The sequence below is a fragment of the Microbacterium maritypicum genome (genome assembly GCF_008868125.1).
GTDB classification, from domain to species: Bacteria; Actinomycetota; Actinomycetes; order Actinomycetales; family Microbacteriaceae; genus Microbacterium; species Microbacterium maritypicum.
In genome coordinates this window covers 1,225,137-1,245,857 of sequence record NZ_WAAQ01000001.1, presented here as the reverse complement: position 1 = coordinate 1,245,857, position 20,721 = coordinate 1,225,137, and the positions used below count along the sequence as shown (strand labels likewise).

20 protein-coding genes are annotated in these 20,721 nt (G+C 69.3%); 9 read left to right on the top strand and 11 right to left on the bottom strand.

Annotation, left to right across the window (positions count from 1 at the left end; translation table 11 throughout):
- Window positions 1–130: 130 nt before the first annotated feature.
- Together F6W70_RS06000 and F6W70_RS05995 are read left to right on the top strand one after the other, a co-directional pair.
- The gene (locus F6W70_RS06000) at window positions 131–751 is read left to right on the top strand and encodes a PadR family transcriptional regulator (RefSeq protein WP_127482566.1); all 621 of its coding nucleotides are present in this window, start codon (window positions 131–133) and stop codon (window positions 749–751) included.
- Between the two features lie 105 nt (window positions 752–856).
- Window positions 857–2,185, top strand: coding sequence for a coiled-coil domain-containing protein (locus F6W70_RS05995; RefSeq protein WP_055869081.1), 1,329 nt, complete (start codon window positions 857–859; stop codon window positions 2,183–2,185).
- Window positions 2,186–2,259: 74 nt separating this feature from the next.
- Here the strand turns inward: F6W70_RS05995 and hpf are convergent, their stop codons facing one another.
- The 5 genes from hpf to mtrA form a co-directional block, all read right to left on the bottom strand.
- Window positions 2,260–2,916 (bottom strand): ribosome hibernation-promoting factor, HPF/YfiA family, encoded by a 657-nt coding sequence (hpf, locus tag F6W70_RS05990; RefSeq protein WP_055869082.1) that lies wholly within the window; start codon window positions 2,914–2,916, stop codon window positions 2,260–2,262.
- Window positions 2,917–3,048: 132 nt separating this feature from the next.
- Window positions 3,049–3,696, bottom strand: coding sequence for a ComF family protein (locus tag F6W70_RS05985; protein ID WP_151486160.1), 648 nt, complete (start codon window positions 3,694–3,696; stop codon window positions 3,049–3,051).
- Window positions 3,697–3,789: 93 nt separating this feature from the next.
- Window positions 3,790–5,508, bottom strand: a complete 1,719-nt coding sequence (locus F6W70_RS05980; protein ID WP_318278814.1) for an LpqB family beta-propeller domain-containing protein — start codon at window positions 5,506–5,508, stop codon at window positions 3,790–3,792.
- On the bottom strand, window positions 5,505–7,184 hold the full coding sequence (mtrB, locus tag F6W70_RS05975) for an MtrAB system histidine kinase MtrB (RefSeq protein ID WP_055869085.1): 1,680 nt from the start codon (window positions 7,182–7,184) through the stop codon (window positions 5,505–5,507). The genes F6W70_RS05980 and mtrB overlap by 4 nt, the downstream gene beginning before the upstream one ends.
- A 7-nt stretch (window positions 7,185–7,191) precedes the next feature.
- On the bottom strand, window positions 7,192–7,872 hold the full coding sequence (gene mtrA / locus F6W70_RS05970) for an MtrAB system response regulator MtrA (protein WP_017831103.1): 681 nt from the start codon (window positions 7,870–7,872) through the stop codon (window positions 7,192–7,194).
- A 98-nt stretch (window positions 7,873–7,970) separates the two neighbouring features.
- Between mtrA and F6W70_RS05965 the strand changes: the two genes are divergently transcribed.
- Genes F6W70_RS05965 through F6W70_RS05945 form a run of 5 tightly spaced genes read left to right on the top strand, consistent with a single transcriptional unit; the run spans window position 7,971 to window position 13,586 of the window.
- A complete protein-coding gene (locus F6W70_RS05965; protein ID WP_151486159.1) occupies window positions 7,971–9,425 on the top strand; it encodes a glycerophosphoryl diester phosphodiesterase membrane domain-containing protein in 1,455 nt (484 codons plus the stop codon).
- Window positions 9,422–10,063 carry a DUF4129 domain-containing protein gene (locus F6W70_RS05960; RefSeq protein ID WP_055869087.1) on the top strand — a complete coding sequence of 214 codons (642 nt, stop codon included), beginning with the start codon at window positions 9,422–9,424 and terminating at the stop codon, window positions 10,061–10,063. Before F6W70_RS05965 ends, F6W70_RS05960 begins: the two co-directional genes overlap by 4 nt.
- Entirely contained in the window at window positions 10,060–11,310 is a 1,251-nt protein-coding gene (locus F6W70_RS05955; protein ID WP_151486158.1) for a DUF4350 domain-containing protein, read from the top strand. Before F6W70_RS05960 ends, F6W70_RS05955 begins: the two co-directional genes overlap by 4 nt.
- Window positions 11,311–11,354: 44 nt before the next feature.
- Window positions 11,355–12,278, top strand: coding sequence for an AAA family ATPase (locus tag F6W70_RS05950; protein WP_236610993.1), 924 nt, complete (start codon window positions 11,355–11,357; stop codon window positions 12,276–12,278).
- Window positions 12,279–13,586, top strand: coding sequence for a DUF58 domain-containing protein (locus tag F6W70_RS05945; protein WP_151486157.1), 1,308 nt, complete (start codon window positions 12,279–12,281; stop codon window positions 13,584–13,586).
- A 58-nt stretch (window positions 13,587–13,644) separates the two neighbouring features.
- On the opposite strand, the gene F6W70_RS05940 is transcribed toward F6W70_RS05945, so the two are convergent.
- The gene (locus tag F6W70_RS05940; RefSeq protein WP_151486653.1) at window positions 13,645–14,637 is read right to left on the bottom strand and encodes a stage II sporulation protein M; all 993 of its coding nucleotides are present in this window, start codon (window positions 14,635–14,637) and stop codon (window positions 13,645–13,647) included.
- 16 nt (window positions 14,638–14,653) lie between these two features.
- On the opposite strand from F6W70_RS05940, the gene F6W70_RS05935 reads away from it, so the two are divergent.
- Window positions 14,654–15,463 carry an RDD family protein gene (locus tag F6W70_RS05935; RefSeq protein WP_151486156.1) on the top strand — a complete coding sequence of 270 codons (810 nt, stop codon included), beginning with the start codon at window positions 14,654–14,656 and terminating at the stop codon, window positions 15,461–15,463.
- A gap of 47 nt (window positions 15,464–15,510) precedes the next feature.
- Here the strand turns inward: F6W70_RS05935 and ahcY are convergent, their stop codons facing one another.
- The 5 genes from ahcY to F6W70_RS05910 all read right to left on the bottom strand — a co-directional run bounded on the left by ahcY (window position 15,511) and on the right by F6W70_RS05910 (window position 20,193).
- Entirely contained in the window at window positions 15,511–16,956 is a 1,446-nt protein-coding gene (ahcY, locus tag F6W70_RS05930) for an adenosylhomocysteinase (protein ID WP_151486155.1), read from the bottom strand.
- Window positions 16,957–16,999: 43 nt separating this feature from the next.
- Window positions 17,000–18,214: an ABC transporter permease gene (locus F6W70_RS05925; RefSeq protein ID WP_151486154.1), complete on the bottom strand. Its 1,215-nt coding sequence runs from the start codon at window positions 18,212–18,214 to the stop codon at window positions 17,000–17,002.
- Window positions 18,211–18,963: an ABC transporter ATP-binding protein gene (locus tag F6W70_RS05920; protein ID WP_151486652.1), complete on the bottom strand. Its 753-nt coding sequence runs from the start codon at window positions 18,961–18,963 to the stop codon at window positions 18,211–18,213. Before F6W70_RS05920 ends, F6W70_RS05925 begins: the two co-directional genes overlap by 4 nt.
- Complete coding sequence (locus tag F6W70_RS05915; protein WP_151486153.1) at window positions 18,960–19,886, bottom strand: efflux RND transporter periplasmic adaptor subunit; 927 nt, start codon at window positions 19,884–19,886, stop codon at window positions 18,960–18,962. Before F6W70_RS05915 ends, F6W70_RS05920 begins: the two co-directional genes overlap by 4 nt.
- A gap of 100 nt (window positions 19,887–19,986) precedes the next feature.
- The gene (locus F6W70_RS05910) at window positions 19,987–20,193 is read right to left on the bottom strand and encodes a DUF3499 family protein (protein WP_021199833.1); all 207 of its coding nucleotides are present in this window, start codon (window positions 20,191–20,193) and stop codon (window positions 19,987–19,989) included.
- Between the two features lie 78 nt (window positions 20,194–20,271).
- Here F6W70_RS05910 and F6W70_RS05905 point away from each other — a divergent pair, with 78 nt between their 5' ends.
- The gene (locus F6W70_RS05905; RefSeq protein WP_229778928.1) at window positions 20,272–20,700 is read left to right on the top strand and encodes a hypothetical protein; all 429 of its coding nucleotides are present in this window, start codon (window positions 20,272–20,274) and stop codon (window positions 20,698–20,700) included.
- The last annotated feature ends 21 nt before the right edge of the window (window positions 20,701–20,721 follow it).

The window sequence follows — 20,721 nt, the reverse complement described above, 5'->3', positions numbered from 1 at the left end:
ATACTTCGCCATGTTACCGGGCCGTGACCTGCACGTCGCCTGCATGGTGGTCCCGCGCGTCGGTCCGGGGGTGCGACCGATAACCATATACTCGGTATCGCATTCCCACGCACGGTAACGGAGATGAACGATGTCAGTACGCCAGAGCCTGCTCGCCATCCTCGCGCAGGGGCCCTGCTACGGCTACCAGCTCCGACACGAGTTCGATCGCCGCACCGGCTCGATCTGGCCGCTGAACGTCGGACAGATCTACAACACCCTCGAGCGCCTGGAACGCGACGGGCTGGTCTCGCGTGGCGATGCCGACGACCACGGTCATGTGTACTGGCAGATCACGGATGCGGGGCACACGGACGTCGAGAACTGGCTCTCCTCCCCCGTCGTGCGCTCCCAGGGCACCCGCGACGAACTGGCGATCAAACTGGCCGTCGCAGCGACCCTCCCCGGCGTCGACGCCGCAGCCACGATCGACGCGCAGCGATCGGCATCGATGCGACAGCTGGAAGCGCTCCAGCACGAGCGACAGGCGCGAGGAGACGGGGACGACCCCGAAGGACTCGCGTGGTCGCTGGTCGCCGACTCCATGATCTTCGCCGCGGAGGCCGAAGTCCGCTGGCTCGATCACGCGGCGCAGCGCCTCAGCGGGCATCCCCGCCATGCGCTGTCGCTCGAGCTCACCGCCGAACGCCCCAAGCGCGGGAGGCCGGCGAAGGCCGGAGCCCCGATCGCCGCGCCCGTGCCCGCCCTGTGACCGGCGTCGCCGACGTCTTCCGCACGCCGCGACGGGCGTGAGATCCCCGTTCGCCCCGAGCGGATGCTCAGCCACCACAGGCCCCGGGGAAACTAGGATCGGTTCATGGCTGGATTTTGGGGCAAACGCAAACGCGAACAGGAAGAACTCGCCGCACAGGACGCCGATCTGGCTCGCCGTGCCGAACAGGCCCTGGTCAGCGCCGACGAGCGGATCCGCACGACCTCGGACGAGCTCTCCTTCGCCGAAGCGGAACTCGGCGAGTCGCTCACCGGTGACCTGCGCAAGGCTCTCGCCGCGGTGCGCACCCACCTGCGCGAGGCGTTCCAGCTCCACCAGTTGAACCACGACGAGATTCCCGACACCGTCGAGGAGCTCCGTACCCGCAACGCCCGCATCCTCCAGCTCTGCGACTGGGCCCAGGACCTGCTCGACGAGAAGACGTCGGTCCTCGCCGAGTCGGTCGCCAAGGTTCGCCGCGCGCCCGAGATCATCGCGCAGGTACGGGCCGAGGCAGCCGCCCTCAGCGCTCGGATCCCGCAGACCAACGAGGCCGTCGCTCGGCTCTCGGCCCGATACTCCGATTCCGCCATGCACCAGATCACGGCCAGCGCGGCGGAGGCCGAGCAGCTCATCAGCTTCGCGACGCACAGCGCCGATGTCTCGGAGCGTCGTCGCGCGGCGAAGCAGAACGAGGAGGCGAACGTCGCCCTGGAGACGGCGACCGAAGCCACACGACGTGCGTCCGCGTTGCTCGATGCGGTGGAGGACTTCGAGATCGAGGCGCTGCGCGCCGAGTCCACCCTCGCCGAGGTCGTGGCCGACTCCCGTGGGGATCTCATCGCCGCTCGCACCGCGCCGAACGTACCCGCCGTCGCCCAGGCCGTCGCCGAGCTGCAGAGCGCCCTCGCAGCGCTCACGCCCTCCGGACAGCCGAACGACCCGTTCGCCGAGCTCTCCCAGTTGCGTGACGCCAACTCGGCGCTCGACGAGGCGATCGCCAAGGCACGTCATCGCGCGGACAACCCGCTGCCGAGCATCGCGCAGGTGCAGCACGCGATCGATGACGCCGACCGCCAGCTGGGCGTGGCCCGCGGCCTCATCTCCGGACACCGCGGATGGATCGGCGCAGACGCCCGCACCCGCCTCGCCGAGGCGGAGAGGCTTCGTGTGGATCTGTCGGATCTGCTGCCCGCCGAGGACACCCGCGAGGCGGCACTCGTGCAAGCCCGCCGGGTCGCTCACCTCGCATCCGAGGCACTTCAGCTCGCCCAGCGCGACATCGACTCCTCCCGCCCGCAGGACCAGGGCTGGGGCGGTGGCGGCGGCTGGGGCGGTGGCGGCGGACGGCGCGGCGGTGGTGGCGGAGACCTCGCGTCCGGCATCCTCGGCGGTCTCGTGATCGGCAGTCTGCTCGACGGCATCTTCGACTGATTCCGACGCGTCTCGGCATCCGGACATCACGACGGCCCGATCCCTTCCGGGATCGGGCCGTCGTGCACTGCGGATCAGGAGGCGAGAGCCTCGGAGGGCGGAGCCTGAGTGCTCAACGCGATCACACCGTAATCCCAGCCCTTGCGGCGGTAGACGACGCTCGGGTGGTCGGTGCGCACATCCACGAAGAGGAAGAAGTCGTGTCCGACCAGTTCCATCCTGTCGACGGCTTCCTCAACGGTCATCCACTCCGCATCGAAGCTCTTCGTGCGGATGACGACGGGCGAGTATTCTTCCTCTTCGCTCTGCTGCACCGGCATGCTGCCGGTCGCCACCGCGTGGAGGATGTCGGCCGACGCCGGCTGGACGTCGATGCCCTCGAGCGATCCGCTTCCCTTCTCGAAGTGCGCGCCGCGGGGGTGCTGTCGTCCGTCGACTCGCTTCTCCTTGGCGCGACGCAGTTGCTCGGACATCTTGTCGACAGCGAGATCGAGGGCGACGAACTTGTCTCCGTCCGTCGCCTCTGCGCGAACGACCGGTCCCTTCCCGATCAGTGTCAGCTCGACGGTCTCGTCGGGGACACGACCGTTGCGATACACGCGATGGGTGACTTTCACATCCAGTCTCTGCGCGCGAGACGCGAGCATCTGGATCTTGGCGATCTTCTCTTCGACAACGGTTCGGAAGCGATCGGTGATACCCACTCCGACGCCAACGATGCTTGTTTCCATTGCTGCCTCCTTGTCCCGGTCCTCCCGGCCAAGGGCGGACCGTGGTCGCCTTGTGTCCCCCCACCGTAGTCCGCTGATCGGCGGATGTCACGGCCTGGTTCCCCTGTGTCGCCGGTGCATCCCCGATGAGGTTCATCCGAATCCGCTGCGACGCGGCGTGGCGGCGAGCGCGACCGCCGCCACCACACGGAATCCGGCTGATCTCAGGGCTCGCGACGCTTCATCCAGCGTCGCCCCGGTGGTGACGACGTCGTCGACGATCACCGCTTCGGCGCCCTCCCCCCTCCGACGCGCACGCAAGGCTCCGCGTACGTTCGCCTCTCGTGCCCGCACACCGAGATCACGTTGGTCGACCGTGCGGCTCGCGAGGGAGAGCAGCCGCTGCGGCTCGGACTGCGCTCGACGGATCAGGAGGTCGGGGACGCGATAGCCGCGCCGACGGAACGCGCTCCTGGTCGTCGGCACCGGCACGACCCACGTCGCCGCGCCCACCGAAGGCGCGAGCACCGTCGCCAGGGCCGCGCCGAGCGGACGGGCGAGGAGCGTCTCGCCCTCACCCTTGAGGCGACGGATGCACCGGGCCGCGACACCCTCGAACCGAAGGGCGGCCGTGACCTGCATCCCTCGAGGCGTCACCGCGATCTGCGGGGTCGGTGCGAGCGCCTCTCGGCATTGCGGGCACAGGAGTGTTCCCGGCTCATCACAGCCGGCACACGACGCTGCGAGGAGGAACGCGGCGATCTCCGCGCCGACGCCGAGCAGCTGGGGCTTCGTCCACATGCGAGGAGTATGCGGCCGTGGATCCGCCCGGTTCCGCCAGAGAACTCCGTTCTGCGCACGATCGTGTGACGACCGCCGTCGGTGCAGGGAATGTCACTCGCCGACGCGAGTGGCGAGCACGGAGACGCCGGACGCGACCTCGCGCCATGCCGACCCCGCGTGGGCGAACAGCTCGCCGTTCGCTCCGAGGATCCGCACGCCGGAAGCGGTGCGAGCGCCTGCGATCGAGATCGCATTGCTGGGGGCCGCCTCTGCCGAACCGGGCCCTCCCACCATCTGAGTGAGAAGACGCGGGCTGTTCGGATCGACGAGGACTCCCACACGGTCTGCACCCAGCCAGGACAGCCCCGTCGCCGGCTCGAACAACTGGGTCAACTGCTTGACCTCGCCGAGCTCGATCGGGATGCCCGCCGAGTCGCGAACCACGGCTGCGACCACGACCCACATCTGCTTGCCGACGGTCACCACGGCAGCCACCCTGGCGCCGTCCGGTGCGACCCTCAGATGAGAGATCGCCGAGGCGCTCGGCCACGCCGTCGCGACTTGATGCGCCACGGCATCGCTCCCCGACGCCTGCAAGGCCGTGGGCGCTCCCGCGGGGACGGACCAGGTGTACCCGTAGGAGTCGAGCGAGGGTCTGATGAGCCCTGGACGGGAATCGAGCTCGTCGAGGCTTCCCTCGCCGATCAGATAGACGTGCTGGTCACCGAGCTGCGTGGCGGCGCGGGAGTCATCCGCAGCCACATCGATCGAGACGATGGGTTGCGTGATGGCGGTGATCTCCGAGCTGATACCGGTGAGGGGCGAGATCTCATCGCCGACGATCCGCCCGAAGGCGCCGTTCTGCAGCACGAGTGTGCCGACCTCGGCCGACGGCTCCACCACGTCCGCCACGCCGGCACCGAGGTCGCGCCCGTCGACGGTGAACCGCACCTGGGTGACCGCGACGCCGGCGCCGCGGAGGGTCGCCTGAAGCTGGGTGCGCATGCGGGCGAGAGTGGCCGTATCGAGGCCCGAAGCGGGGCGCGTGAGCGCGACATCGGCCACCTGTCCGACGATGGGCACCGCGTCCTGTGCCAGCTGCACGTCGGCGGGGAAGGCGTTCTGCACCGCCGGGTCCAGCCATCCGCTGGGCTCGCCGCCGATGAGGGCCCGCGTGACGGTCGTCGCGGGACTCTGCCGCCGCGGGAACCAGCGCATGTCAGGCACCAGTCTCGACCAGCCGAGGTCGAAGTACTGCAGCGGATACCCTTCGAAGACCTTGGTGAAGCGCGTCTCGTCGATCACGACACCGTCCGGCGCCTGCGTGATGCGCCATTCGCCGCTCTCCATCCGCTGCAGCGTGAACGCCACGTTGGATGACCCGAGGGCCTCGGAGTAGCCGCCGGAGTCGTCGACGCTCGCGACCAGGTCGAGCGTGACCTGGACCTCAGCGGTGTCCGCACCCTCCACCTCGTCGTCGGGGACCGAGGAGGTGATGGTCCTGGTATCCGTACCGACGTCGATCGACACACCTGCCGAGGGACTCCAGCTCCGCTGCAGCGAGGGCGAGAGGAAGTCGCGTGCGGTGTCCCAGTTCTCGGTCGTCGTGATCCCGGCCTCGAGGAAGCCCTCGACGATCTCCTCGGGCCCGGCACCCGTGATGGGGCCGGAGGCGACCGGCAGGATGTCGACGTCCTGCGGGGACTCCCCGAGCTTCAGGCCGACGGCGACATCACCGCTGGTGGGCAGTCCCGCGCACGCAGGAAGCACAAGCGCAGTGAGTGCCAGCGCGATGGCCAGCATCCTCCGTGTCCCTCGTCGCCGGGTCATGACCGGTCCTCCTCGTCGAACAGACCCGCGGGCGCATCCGTCAACGAGATCGGCTGCGTCGCGTCGCCGATCTCCGCGAACGGCTCCTGCGGCTCGATGGAGATCGGGCTCGGACCGTCCAGGATCCCGTCGTGCCGGGGGATCGTGAGCACGAAGTTCGTTCCCACACCGAGCTCCGACCAGACCTCGAGCGTGCCGCCGTGCAGACTCGCATCCCCCAGGGCGATGGAGAGCCCGAGTCCCGTGCCGCCGATCGTGCGCTGACGAGAAGGGTCAGCGCGCCAGAAGCGGTCGAAGACCCGCTCCGCGTCGGCGGGCTGCATCCCGAGGCCGAAATCTCGCACCCCCGCCGCCACGGCGTGCTGGTTGCTGTCGACCGTGACGACGACCGGGCGCCCCTCACCGTGCTCGATCGCGTTGCCGATCAGATTGCGCAGCACCCGGCGCACGCGCCGCGGATCCATGTCGACGGGTGAGTAGCCGCCAGGCGCCACGAGCCGCAGCTCGGTGCCATGGCCCTCCGCGAGCGGGCGCATCTGCTCGATGATGTCCTCGGCCAGGTGGGTGAGGCTCGTCGCCTCGAGTTCGAGCTGCACCGATCCCGCGTCGTAGCGGCTGATCTCCAGCAGATCCGACAGCAGCGTCTCGAACCGCTGCACCTGGGCGTGCAGCAGCTCCGCCGTCCGCGCGGTGGTGGGGTCGAACTCCTCGCGCTGGTCGTTGAGCATGTCCGCAGCGAGGCGGATCGTGGTCAGCGGTGTCCGCAACTCGTGCGAGACATCCGACACGAAGCGCTGCTGCACCATCGACAGCTCGCCGAGTTCCTTGATCTGCGACTCGATGCTGTCCGCCATCGCGTTGAAGGAGCGTCCGAGCGTGGCCAACTCGTCCTCTCCGTGCACCTCGAGGCGCACCCCGAGGTCGCCTGCCGCGAGCCGTGCGCTGGTCTCTGCGGCCTGCACGATCGGGGTGGAGACCGCGCGAAGGACGATCCACGAGATCGCGGCGACGATCGCGACCAGACCGATCCCCGCGATCCAGAGCGTGCGCTGCACGAAGACGAGGGTCTGATCGGCATCGCCCAGGTCGTAGGCGAAGTAGATCGCGAACGCTCCCGCCTCGGGCACCTGGAGCTGCTGGCCCACGATGATGCCGGGGACCTCTCCCCCGTCCGCGACGGGCAGCGCCACGGACTGCCAGGCCTGGCGATCGTCGAACTCCACGACGCGGGCCTGGAGCTCGGGGCTCAGCAGGCTCCGACTCAACCCCGCCTCGAAGCCGTTCAGGCGGACGCCCTTCGCGTTGTCGATCTTGAACCCGGCGAGCTGATCCGTGCTCGATGTGCGCGTGAGATTCGACTGGACACTGTTCCACAGTTCCGTGAGTGCAGCGGAGTCGTCTCCCACCTCGGCCACATCCAGGATCCCCTGCGCCTGATCGACCGCGCGGCGGGAGTCTTCGAGAGCGACGTCCTTGCGCGAGATGAACAGATCGTTCTGGATGACCAGGGCCATCGTCACGCACGTGATGAAGATCGCCAGGGAGGTGGCGAGCAGAGTTATCGAGAGCGTGCGGAAGCGGAGCGAGCGTCGCCAGAGGATGGCGAGCATCGTCGGCCAGCCTCGCCAGTCGCGCAGGACAGCGACCGTCGTGGTGGTCGCTGTCGTCGCGGCCATCGTGCTCCTAGCCGACGCTCCCGGCGCGGTAGCCCACGCCGCGCACCGTCATGACGATCTTCGGGTTGTCGGGGTCGAGCTCGACCTTCGCGCGCAGACGCTGCACGTGCACGTTCACCAGCCGGGTGTCGGCCTTGTAGTGATAGCCCCAGACCTGCTCGAGCAGCATCTCCCGGGAGAACACCTGCTGAGGCTTCGAGGCGAGCGCGACGAGAAGCTGGAACTCCAGCGGCGTGAGAGCGATCGGGGCGGTGCCGCGACGGACCTCGTGCGCGTCGACGTCGACGGTGAGATCCCCGACCCGGAGCTGCTCGCTCGTGGCCTGCGGCGTGGGCCGGAGCCGCGTGCGGATGCGCGCCACCAGTTCCTTCGGGTTGAAGGGCTTGACCATGTAGTCGTCTGCGCCGACCTCGAGTCCGCGGACCACATCGGCGGTGTCGCTGCGTGCGGTGAGCATGATGATCGGCACGCCGGACTCGGCACGGATGCGGGTGCAGATCTCGATTCCGTCCATACCGGGGAGCATGAGATCGAGCAGCACCAGGTCGGGCCGCTGCGTGCGCCACTCGTCGACGGCGCGCGCACCGTCCGCGCAGAACACCGGCTCGAAGCCTTCGGTGCGGAGCACGATCCCGATCATCTCGGCGAGCGCGGTGTCGTCGTCGACCACGAGAATACGTGAGGTCATAAGAGTTACCTTATGGCACCGAGTCCCGCCGACCCCAGGTCTGCGCGCCACGCATCGGATATGACACGATGGGAGCGCGCGATGGAGAGGGAGTGCCTGTGACCGGCCAGACGTGGACGCCTGCCCCGAAGAAGGGCATCATTCCCCTTCATCCACTGTCGTTCGGGATGCTGCTGGGCAAGGCCTTCGCGGCGCTGCGGCACAACCCCAAGGTGCTCTTCGGCTTCGCCGTCGTGATCCAGCTCGTCGTGGTCGTCGTCACCGCCGTGGTCATGGGCGTCGTCCTCTTCACCACTTTCAGCCGCCTGGAGACGGTCTCGCCTTCCTCTCCGGATTTCGAAGCGGTGATGGCCGGCACCATCGCGGTGAACCTGATCGCCGGACTCGCCGTGGGACTGGCCTCGATCGCCTTCACGGCGATGATGCAGGGCGTCGTCGCCGCGGAGATCGGGTACGCCGCGATCGGGGTGAAGGCGACGCTGCGCATGCTCTGGCGCCGGATGGCCCCCGCGTTCTGGCGACTCGCCGGGTTCGCCTCCCTCTCGGTGGCTGCCGTGTTCGGCATCTTCATCATCGCCGCGGTGATCATCGCCGCCTTCATCGCCGGGGGTCTTGGCGGCAGCGTCGAGATGGTCAGCGTCGTCGTCCTCGTGGTGATCGTCATCGTCCTCGCCTGCATCCCGCTCGCGGTGTGGCTCACCACGAAGCTGCTGCTGGTGCCCTCGATCCTGGTCCTCGAGCGTGCGCGTTTCCGTGACGCCTTCGTGCGATCCTGGCGACTCACCCGCGGGCGCTTCTGGGTCGCGTTCGGGGTGACCTTCCTCATCAGCGCGATCATGGGCATCGCGGCGCAGGTCGTCAGCGTGCCCGTCACACTGCTCGGTTCCCTTCTCGGCTCCGTGGTCGCACCCACGGGCGCCGAGGACCCCAGCGCTGTCATCGCCTTCATCGTGACGCTCATCGCCCCGCAGATCCTGCTCCTGGTCATCCAGGCGATCACGCTCGTGGTGCAGAGCACCGGTTCCGCACTCGTCTACCTCGACTGCCGGATGCGCTACGAGGGGCTGGATCAGACCCTGATCGCGTATGTCGAGCGCCGCGACCTCGGCTGGACCGATGAGCAGCAGGACGACCCCTTCCGCGTCGACCCGACGCGCGCTGTCACCTCGGCGCCGCCGCCCCGCCAGGTGCCGGAGCACGTCATGATGTCGCAGGGGTATGCGTACGCGCAGTACGGCGCACAGCAAACGGTCACGCAGCCGGGGGCTGCGCCGTCGTTCGCACCGCAGTACTCTCCGGCACAGCCGTACGCGGGCACGCCGTACTCGTACGCACCGGGCTCACCTGCACAGCCTCCTGCGCAGCCTCCTGTGCAGACGCAGAACGGAGCAGCGGCCTCGACGCCCTCCGTCGCCTTCCCCGCACCGCCGCCACCTGCGCCTCCCGCGCCTCCCGTCCGGACCAGCGCGTCCCCGACGCCCAGCAGCCCTGCCGCCGGAGACGCTCCCACTGACGGCGGTTGGACAGCGCCAGGGGCCGACGGCGCCGCATGATCCGACGGTTCGACGACCTCTTCGTCCCCGATGGGGACGACGCACGACGCTGGGCGGAGGAAGAGCTCTCGAATCCCCGCTACGCCGACGCGAAGCCCACGTGGTTCGATCTCCTCGCCCGTGACATCGGCCGATTCCTGGCTGACCTCTTCAGCTCGGGCAACGGCGCGAACGTGGGGCCGTCCGCGCTCATCATCGTCACCGTCATCATCGCGGCCGCACTGATCGCCGCTCTCATCATCTGGGGAAGACCGCGCAGCTCCCGCGCGGTCAGGCGCCCGACCGGCGACCTCCTCGGAGCAGCCGACGATCGCAGCGCCGCACAGTTGAGGTCGGACGCCGACCGGGCCGCGCGCGAACGCGACTGGGACGCAGCGACCATCCTCCGCTACCGGGCCATCGCGCGCAGCCTGCGCGAGCGCGACCTGATCGATCCGGCCCCCGGCGCGACGGCCCAGTCGATCGCCCGCGAGGCGAGCACGGTGTTCGCCGACGAGGCCGGCGCGATGCGTCGAGCGGCCGTCTCGTTCGACGACGTCCGCTACCTCGGGCACTCCGCGACGCCGGAGACGTATCGCGACCTCGTCGACACCGATGACCGGATCCGCGCGCGCCGCCCCGAAGGAGTGCCGGCATGAGTGTGATCGATCACGAGCCCACGGTCTCCCCCACTGCCGCATCGTCCCCGGGTGATCCCTCCACCGCGGAGCACCGCCCGAGTCGGGCGAAGACGATCATCGGGTGGACGATCGTCGCCGCCCTCGTGCTGATCGTCGCGCTGGTCGGTCTTCGTGTCGCCGCGACCGCACCCGGAGCACGAGGAGCGCTCGATCCGGAGGCACGCGATGACGCCGGCGCGCTCGCGCTCGCCGAGATCCTGCGCGACCAGGGGGTCGACATCGAGGTGCACCGGTCTCGATCCCAGGCGCGCGCGGCGATCGACGAGAGCACGACGCTCGTGATGTCCAACCCGTACACGCTCACCGACGAGGCCCTGCAGACGCTCACCGAGCCCGCGGAGCGCGTCGTTTTCCTCTCCACCAGCACACACCTGCTGAGCGAGCTCGGCATCGGCGACAACGCCACGGGAACGCTGTCGGCAGCGACGGCGGACTGCGACGTCGCCGAGTTCGCCGAGGTGGGGACGATCCGCGCCGACCGCCTGTTTACTCCCGCGGACGGCGTGCAGGCCTGCTTCGGAGACGCCGACGGTGCGGCCGTGCTCGTGGACCGCCGCACCCGTCCGCAACGTGTCGTCGTGGAGGGCACGAGGCTCTTCAGCAACGCGACTCTCGCCGAGAACGGCAACGCCGCCCTCGGCCTCGCCCTGCTGGGCCAGACCGACCGCATCGTCTGGTACGTCCCGAGCTTCGCGGACTCCGATATCGAAGCCGAGCCGATCGACACGCTCGGCAGCCTCACACCGACCTGGGTCACTCCTGCGATCCTGCTGCTGATCGCCGCAGGGATAGCCGCTGCCATCTGGCGCGGCCAGCGGTTCGGCCCCCTCGTCACCGAGACGCTTCCGGTCACCGTGCGCGCATCCGAGACCATGCACGGACGTGCACGTCTCACGGCGAGAGCTGCGGATGCGGCGCACGCCGCGCAGGCTCTCCGCGAGGGGACGCAGCGCCGGCTCGCCCGACGACTAGGTCTCGCCGTCCACGCCGGCGCCGACGAGGTCGCTGATGCGGCCTCGGACCGACTGCGCATCCCGCGCGGCACACTGCAGACCCTGCTGGCCGGGCCGCTCCCCGACGACGACGCAGGCCTGGTCGACCTCGCCAGACGCCTCGACCAGCTCGAGACCGCCGTGGACGACAGCACCCACGCCGACCGATCAGATCCGACCACCCATCCCCGAGAATCAGAGGGAAACACGTGACCGTTGAGAACCATCCCATCGACGACGCCGCGCTGCGTCAGGCCATGCACCGGGTGCGCACCGAGGTCGACAAGGCGGTGGTGGGCCAGGCCGGCACCGTCACCGGACTCCTCGTGTCCCTCCTCGCCAGGGGCCACGTGCTCCTGGAGGGAGTCCCCGGTGTCGCGAAGACCCTGGTCGTCCGCTCGTTCGCCAGGGCACTCGGGCTCGACACCAAACGCGTCCAGTTCACTCCCGACCTGATGCCCGGCGACGTCACCGGTTCGCTCGTGTACGACGCACGCACCGGCGAGTTCGATTTCCGCGCGGGTCCGGTGTTCACGAACATCCTGCTCGCCGACGAGATCAACCGCACGCCGCCGAAGACCCAGGCGGCACTCCTGGAGGCTATGGAGGAGCGCCAGGTGTCGGCGGACGGCGTCAGCCGTCCCCTGCCCGACCCGTTCCTCGTCGCCGCGACGCAGAACCCCATCGAGCACGAAGGCACGTATTCGCTGCCCGAGGCGCAGCTGGACCGCTTCCTGATGAAGCTCGTCGTCGGCATGCCGGAGCGCGACGCGGAGGTGTCGGTGCTGCGCCGACACGCCGAGGGCTTCTCCCCTCGCGAGCTCACCGGCGTCGAGGCCGTCGTCACCGCCGAGGAGATCAGGGCGGCGCAGCAGGCAGCCGCAGCGGTCGAGGTCACCGACGACGTGCTCGGATACGTCGTCGACCTCGCACGTGCGACCCGCCAGTCGCCGTCCGTCGAGCTGGGAGCCAGCCCGCGCGCCTCGACCGGTCTGCTCGCCGCGGCGAAGGCGTGGGCCTGGCTGAACGCCTCTTCCGCGGTCACCCCCGACCACGTGCAGACGATGCTGGTGCCGGTGTGGCGTCACCGCCTCCAGCTGCGACCCGATGCCCAGATGGAGGGCGTGTCCGCCGATGCGGTGCTCACCTCCGTGGTGCAGCAGACCAGGGTGCCGATCTAGGTGTTCGTCACCGGCCGCCTCGCCGTCGCCCTCGCCGTGGGCCTCATCCCGCTCGTCATCGCCGGACTCGCGGGCTACCCGGCGTACGCGGTTCTCGGTGCGTGGATCGGTCTGTGCCTGCTGCTCGTCGCCACCGACGTCGCCCTCGCCGCGAGTCCTCGCTCGGTCACGGTGAGCCGCAGACTCCCCCGACGGGTGCGCATCGGAGAGCCCGTCCCCGTCAGCGTGGCCGTGCACAACCACGGTACGAAGATTCTGAACGCGGTGATCCGTGACGCCTGGCAGCCGACGGCGGGCGCGCCGACGGAGCGACAGCGTCTGCTCCTGCCCCCGGGCGAACGCGGCCGTGTCGCGATTCCGCTGCTTCCGCGCCGCCGCGGAGAGCTGGTCAGCGAGTTCGTGATGATCCGATCGCGCGGCCCTCTCGGCATCGCGGGCCGGCAGGCACGTCATTCGGTTCGTGGTTCGATCCGCGTGCTTCCCGCGTTCTCCTCGCGCAAGCACCTTCCGTCCCGCCTCGCGCGGCTGCGTGAACTGGATGGCAACACCAGCATCCAGGTGCGCGGCCAGGGCACCGAGTTCGATTCGCTGCGCGAGTATGTCCGCGGCGACGACGTGCGCTCGATCGACTGGCGGGCGACCGCCAGGGCGGGAACGACCATGCTGCGCACCTGGCGACCGGAACGCGACCGCCATGTGGTGATCATCATCGATACGGGGCGCACCGCGGCGGCGCGTGTCGGCGACGGCACGCGCGTGGACGCCTCACTCGAGGCGGCCCTGCTGCTGGCCGCGCTCGCTTCGCGCGCGGGCGACCACGTGCACCTGCTCATGTACGACAGGGTGGTGCGCGGTCGTGTCACGGGCGTCGATGGCGCTGCTCTCCTCCCGGCGCTGACCGACGCCATGGCTCCCGTGCACGCTCGACTGGTCGATACGGACTGGCATGGGGCTTTCGCCGCCGTGCGCACGCTCACCACGCGTCCCTCGCTGATCGTGGCACTGACGGCGCAGGATGCCGCCGAGTCGGCCCGTGGGTTCCTCGGAGCCTTCCCGAACGCGTCTCGTGCGACGACCGTGCTCGTCGGATCCGTGACCGACGACGGGATCTCCGCGCTCGCGCGCCGTCGCGACTCCCGGGAAGAGGTGTACCTGGCAGCGGCCGCCGAACGCTCCCTCCGCGACGCGGAGAACGTCGCGGACGCGATCCGCAGAGCCGGCGGGGAGGCGATCGCCGCCGACCCGGAGGAGCTTCCCCCGAGGATCGCCGATCGCTACCTCGAGCTGAAGGCGGCGGGTCGTCTCTGACGCCGAACCGATCGAGACCGAGCCCGAGCCCCGGGGCGGCCTCACCCGGTGCCGGAAGTCAGCCGACGACCAGGCGCGGGGTGCCCGCTTCGTATTCGACGAGATCGCCGGTCTCGCCCTGGCGATGCGCCCTCCCGCCGATCACCAGCATGTAGATGAGGAACACGGCGAGCGCGGCGGCGCCGATGCCGATCTTCACCGGCCACGGCAGTGCCCAGCCGGTCACGAAGCCCTCGACGAGACCGGCGAGGAAGAGGGCGAACACCAGCCCCATCGCGACGGTCGCCAGCGCTCGCCCCTCCTCGGCGAGCGCTTCCCCTCGCGTGCGGTGGCCGGGTGCGACCCAGGCCCAGAACACATGCAAGCCGGCGGCAGCCGCCACGAAGATGCACGTCATCTCGAGCATTCCGTGCGGGAGGATGTACAGGACCATGAGGTCGGCCTTGTCGTGGACGGCCATCACGGCCCCGGTGGTGCCGAGTCCCATCGCGTTCTGCACGAGCACGTAGACCGGCCAGATCCCGGTGACGCCGAAGAGCACGCACTGCATGGCGATCCAGGCGTTGTTCGTCCAGACCATCCCCATGAAGGCAGCGGCCGGGTTCTCGGTGTAGTAGCCCGTGAAGCTCTCGTCCGCGTACTGCTCGAGGGCCGCCGGGGAGCCCAGGGTCGCCACCAGCGCCGGATCGCTCGCGATCCAGGCTGCGGTACCGACGGCGACCGCGATGAACGAGATCGCGATCACCAGCGTCGTCCAGCGCAGGCGGTACAGCGCAGCAGGAAGCTGCAGGTGGAAGAATCGTCCCGTCTGCGTGAGGATGCTGTCGGACGCGCCGGTGAGGCGCAGCCGGGCGCGAACGAGGATGGTGGACAGATACGCGCCCTGGGGCGAGTCGCCGACGGATGTCTTCAGCTCGGCCAGATCGGCGGAGGCGGCGCGGTATCGCACGATGAGCTCGTCCACCCCGTCGCCGTCGAGTCGGGCGCGACTGAGTTCGTCCAGTCGCTCCCATTCGGCGCGGCGTGCATCGGTCAGCGCATCGGCATCCACCTGATTTACTGTACTCATGTCCGTCCCGATCGACGTCTCCGACGAGGTGCTCTCCGGCGAAGCCGTCGCGATCGATGTGCAGCCCGTGGGGTTCCTCCTGCGGGCGCTCGGCGCCGCGATCGACATGCTCCTCGGATACGCCGTGTTCATCCTGTGGATCTTCCTGCGCATCTGGCTGCTGGATGTCGGCGTGCTGGATGAGACCACCGACCGCATCGCCCTGGTCTCGGCGTTCGTCGTGAGCTTCGTCGTCCTGCCGATCACGATGGAGGTCGCCTTGAAGGGGCGCAGTCTCGGCAAGCTGGCGGTCGGCGGCAGGATCGTCCGCGTGGACGGTGGTGCCGCCGGGTTCCGTCACGCCTTCATCCGAGCCCTTCTGGGTGTGCTCGAGATCTACATGACCTTCGGCGGCGTCGCCGTGCTCGCCGGCGCGTTCAACGCGCGGTCGCAGCGCTTGGGCGATCTGGTCGCCGGAACCTACAGTCAGCGCGTGCGCACACCGGCACTCGTCTCGCACGTCCCGGTGCTCCCTCCGGCCTTGGCCGGTTGGGCCCAGATCGCCGACGTCGCGCGTCTCCCCGACCGGCTCGCCCGCCGGATCTCCCAGTTCCTGCAGAGTGCTCCCCGCATGATCCCGGCCGCGCGGGAGCGGGTCGCCCTCGATCTGCTCACCGAGGCGAGCCCTTTCGTCTCCCCGATGCCCTCCGCACCGCCGGAGCAGATCCTGATCGGGATCACCGTGCTGCGCCGTGAGCGCGAGCGCAGAGCACTGCAGAACGCCGATCGGCGCGCCGAGCGGCTCACCGGTAGACGCGTCGGCGTCTGAGCCGGTACGCGGCGCCTCCTGTCAGCACCGTTCCGCAGTGGGGGTGCTCAGTACCGGTAGTGCTCGAGCTTGTACGGCCCCTTCACGGGTACCCCGATGTAGGCGGCCTGCTCGTCGGTGAGCGTGGTCAGCTGCACACCGAGAGCGTCGAGGTGCAGGCGGGCCACCTTCTCGTCGAGCGCCTTGGGAAGCACGTAGACGCCGGTCGGATAGGCGGCGATGTTCGTGTAGAGCTCGAGCTGTGCGAGCACTTGGTTGGTGAACGACGCGCTCATCACGAACGACGGGTGCCCCGTGGCGTTGCCGAGGTTCATCAGGCGTCCTTCGCTGAGAACCAGGACGCTACGACCGTTCGGCATGCGCCACTCGTGCACCTGCGGCTTGATCTCGACCTTCTCCACGCCGTCGAGTGCTTCGAGCCCTGCCATGTCGATCTCGTTGTCGAAGTGACCGACGTTCGCCACGATCGCGAGGTGCTTCAGCGCCTGCAGATGCTCGGTCGTGACCACGTCGCGGTTGCCGGTGCCGGTCACCAGGATGTCGACCTCGCCGTCCACGTCGAGCAGACGCGCGACCTGGAAGCCGTCCATGGCGGCCTGCAGCGCGCAGATCGGATCCACCTCGCTCACGATCACGCGCGCACCCTGACCGCGCAGAGCCTCAGCAGCCCCCTTGCCGACGTCTCCGTAGCCGCAGACGAAGGCGACCTTGCCGCCCATGAGCACGTCCGTCGCACGGTTGAGACCGTCGGGAAGCGAGTGCCGGATGCCGTACTTGTTGTCGAACTTGCTCTTGGTGACCGAGTCGTTCACGTTGATGGCGGGGAAGAGCAGCTCCCCCGCGGCCGCGAGCTCGTACAGCCGGTGCACACCGGTCGTGGTCTCCTCGGTGACGCCGATGAGGCCCGCGGCGAGCCTGGTCCAGCGATCGGGTGCGACCGCGAGCGAGGCGCGCAGCAGGTCGAGGATGATCGTGTACTCGTGGGAGTCGGTCTCGGTCGGCTCGGGAACGGCACCGGCCTTCTCGAACTCGACGCCCTTGTGCACGAGCAGGGTCGCATCTCCGCCGTCGTCGAGGATCAGGTTGGGTCCGTCGAAACCTGCAGAGGACCAGTCGAAGATGCGATCGGTGCAGGCCCAGTACTCGTCGAGCGTCTCGCCCTTCCATGCGAACACGGGAACGCCTGCCGGCGCGTCGACGGTGCCACCGGGGCCGACCACGACCGCAGCCGCCGCCTCGTCCTGGGTGGAGAAGATGTTGCAGCTCGCCCACCGCACCTGGGCGCCGAGCGCCACGAGCGTCTCGATGAGGACGGCGGTCTGCACTGTCATGTGCAGCGAGCCCGCGATCCGGGCGCCCTTCAGGGGTTGCGCGGCGCCGAACTCCTCACGAAGCGCCATGAGCCCCGGCATCTCGTTCTCGGCGAGTCGCAGCTGGTGACGGCCGGCTTCGGCGAGGGAGAGGTCGGCGACGCGGTACTCGAGCTCGGTCATGCGCTCATTCTTCCATCATGAAGTGGCCGACATCAGGCGCGTGTCAGAAACGGATCGCATCGATCACCTTCACCCGCAGCGCGACCAGGGCGGGGATGAATCCCGACACCGCACCGACGATGACGGAGGCGAGGAGACCGATGAGCGCTGCGCGCATGGGGAAGGGTGGGATGTCCTGAATCCCGTAGAACATCGACGTGATGATCCACTCCGAGCGCAGCACGGCGACGACGATCGCGATCCCGATCACGCCTGCCACGGTCGTCGCGACCAGGCTCTCCAGGAAGACGGCGAAGAACACCCGCCCCGAGCTCGCTCCGAAGGCGCGCCGCACCCCGATCTCTCGCACGCGCTGGCGCATCGCCACGAGTTGGATGTTGATCAGGCTGAGCGCACCGAGAGCGAGGATCAGCGCTGCGATACCCCCGGTGACCATCTCGAAGGTGGCCTGAGCGTCCAGAGCCCCCGGCTGCGCCGCCCAGTCGGAGCGGTTCACCGTGACCGTCTGTCCCTCGGGCAGGCCCGCTCGGAGATCCATCGCGAGCACCGGCGCGATCTGGTCGACCTGCCCAGTTCCCATCCAGATCTCGTACTGCGTCCAGGCGTCGGCGGGCAGCGCATCCACGCGCGCGCGGTACGCGTCGTAGAGCAGGTCGACGCGCAGCTCCTCGTCGCCGAAGCCCTGGCGCGGTGTGATGCCGACCACCTGGTAGGTGCCTCCGGCCGGGCCGCTGAGTGTCACGGTCGGGTGCTGCGTCAGCGGCACTCGTCCCAGACGCTCCCAGAGCGGCTCGGTGATCACGACGGGCGGCGCCATCGCCTCGACGTCGGAGTCGACGAACCAGCGCCCCTCCAGAAGCCGCTCCCGGTGGATCTGCGAGAACGCGGGGTCCATGACACGCGCGGAGACCGGCGTTATGCCGTCGGGGAGCTGCACGTCGAGGAGCACTCCCTGGGCGATACGCGCCGTGTGGCTGAACCCGAAGCGCTCGGAGACACGGCTGAAGCGCGCATCGAACTCGTCGGCGTCGACAGGTGTGCCGTCATCGCTGTTGACGGAGACGACGACCGTCGCCGCTCGCCCTCCCCATCGGTCGGACTGCTCGGCCTGGAATTGGCGCTGGTATTCCGAGATCGCCACGACCGCGGTGAGCGCCCCCACCGACACGGCGATCCCGATGAGGCTGAGCAGGACGCGCAGCTTGTGCACGCGGATCTCCGCCCAGGCGTCCGAGAGAGCGCCGAGGAAGCCGGTCATGCGACGAACTCCGGCGGCGCGGACGGCACCGAGGCCGCCAGTGTCGAGGCCTCGAAGGCGCGGCTGAGGTCGACCGTCTCCAGACGCCCGGCGTCGAGCCGGTAGTGCCGGCGCGCACGCGCGGCGACGTGGAGGTCGTGGGTGATCGTGACCAGCGCGGCGTCCGTCTCGGTGGCCACCTCGTCGAGGAGGGACATGACGGATGCGCCCGTGTCGATGTCGAGCGCGCCGGTCGGCTCGTCCGCGAGGATCAACACGGGCTCGCGAACGAGTGCCCGCGCGATGGCGACGCGCTGCTGCTCACCGCCGGAGAGTCTGTCGGCGATCTGCTCGACGCGATGCCCGAGGCCGACCCGCTCGAGCATGTCGGCGGCGATCTGACGACGATTCCAGAACATGCGTCCCTTGGCATGGCCGAGCGGCATCATCACGTTGTCGATCGCGGTGCGCCCGGGGAGCAGGTTGAACTGCTGGAAGACGAAGCCGACGTTGTCGCCGCGCAGACGGTCGAGCCGTCCCGAGCGCATCCGGCGCACCTCGCGTCCCTCGAACGCGACCGATCCGGATGTGGGTGCATCCAGCATCCCCAGGATGTTGAGCAGCGTAGACTTCCCCGACCCCGACCGTCCCACGATCGAGACGTGGTCTCCTGCACCCACTTCGAGCGTGATGCCACGAAGGATCTCCAGGCGCGAGTCATCGGCCAGCAGGACGCTCTTGGAGACGTCGTCGAGCGCGACGAGACTCACCAGCTCATCCCGCTGTCGCACTGCTCCACTCCCGGGGAGACCTCGTAGCAGAACTCCTCGACCGGAGCGACGAAGCCGGGCACGAACTGGCGGATGCTGTCTCCCTCAGCCAGTCCCTCCGTCACCTCGACCATGACGCCGTCATTGACGCCGAGCGTCACGGACCGCTCCTCGGGGTCGGACCCGTCGCCCGCGTCGACCCACACCTTGCCGGATCCCGCGCCGCCCTGGACAGCCGTGACCGGGATCACGAGCGCATCGTCGACCTGACCGAGCGCGAGATCCATCTTCGCCGGGAGCCCGGCGAAGACCGTCTGGTCCGCAGGTACCGCGCAGCGCACGCTCGCGGTGCCCTCCGCCGTCACCTGCACCCCGACGCCGGTGCACGCGAAAGGCGCCGGGCCGCCCGTGATCGTGACGGTCGCCTCGGTCGGGGCGTTGACGAGGCGGTACAGCTGCACGGGATCGACGGTGGCCAGCAGATGGTATCGGGCCGGGGTGAGCTTGTAGGTCTCGGTCCCGACCGTGGTGGTCTGTCCCTTGACGATGGCGAGCTCCGACACGTCGCCGGCCTCGGGCGCGAGCACATCGATGTCCTTGCGCGGGTCGTCCTGGCGCACGGTGTAGAGCTTCTGGCCGGCAGCCACCGCCGCCCCCTCCCCCACGTGCACGGCGAGCACCGTGCCGTTGAGCTCCCCACGCACGGCGTAGGCGTCGTCACGCGCGACGTTCCCGCTCAGGCTCAGGGCGTTCACCACCGACCCGCGTTCCACTGCGACGATCGGATCCGTGACAGAGGTCTCGGGGCTGACGACGCTCTCCGCGCGGTCGGGGAAGAAGGCGATCTTGACGAGAGCGGCTGCGCACGCTCCGAAGATCACGACGAGAAGCAGGGGGAAGATCCAGCGACGCCAGACGATCACGAGTGCCTTTCCGGCAGCGCCGCCCTGGCACGCCTGCGGTCAGCGTATCCAGAGTTCGGATCCGGGCCGACTGGTGCGCCCGCGTGTCGAGGCGAGGACCTCAGGCGCGCAGAGCCTCGTGACGCACGACGAGCCAACCGGCGGGAACCGAGAGCCGGTCCGCGTGCGGAGAACACAGATCATGCGCCTGAGGGTCATTCGCGGCACCGAGCGGGCCGAGGGCCGCCATCTGGTCGCCGTAGTCGTAGGTGAGGGTGGCCACGGCTTCTCGCGCGCAGCCGACCTTCGAGCACAGTCGTCCGTCCATCTCCGCCAGCGTACGGCGCACCCCGTCGCGGCCGCGGATGCCGCGCCGGGCGCGCCGGGCACCGCCTAGACTTTCGTCATGCCTCGTCGCCGTGCCACTCACACCTCCGCAGCCCCTCGGCGCGGGGCGCGGCACGGCCGCCACGGCCGCCTCGGCCGCAGCGAGGTCGTGCGGCCACCGCTGGCTCCGCTCGACGGCCGCCTCGACAGATTCGATCTCACCGTCGGCACCGCGGTCGAATTCCTCCGCGGCACATGGCCGGAGTTGCAGGACGTGAGGTTCGAGATCGGCGCGATCCCGGGATTCGATGCGACCGAAGAGGTGCCGCGCTGGTACCTCGACCGCAAGAACAAGCGCATCGTGCTGTTCCGTCTTCCCATCGAGCGGCTCCTCCCCCCGGGGCACGACGATGCGGCGCACCGCCGCATGGCGATCGAGAGCGCCGTGTTCCGGGCAGCGGCGGAGTACGTCGGCCGCGAGCCGTGGGATCTCGGCCACGACCACTGAGATTCCCGCTGCGGAGAGTCT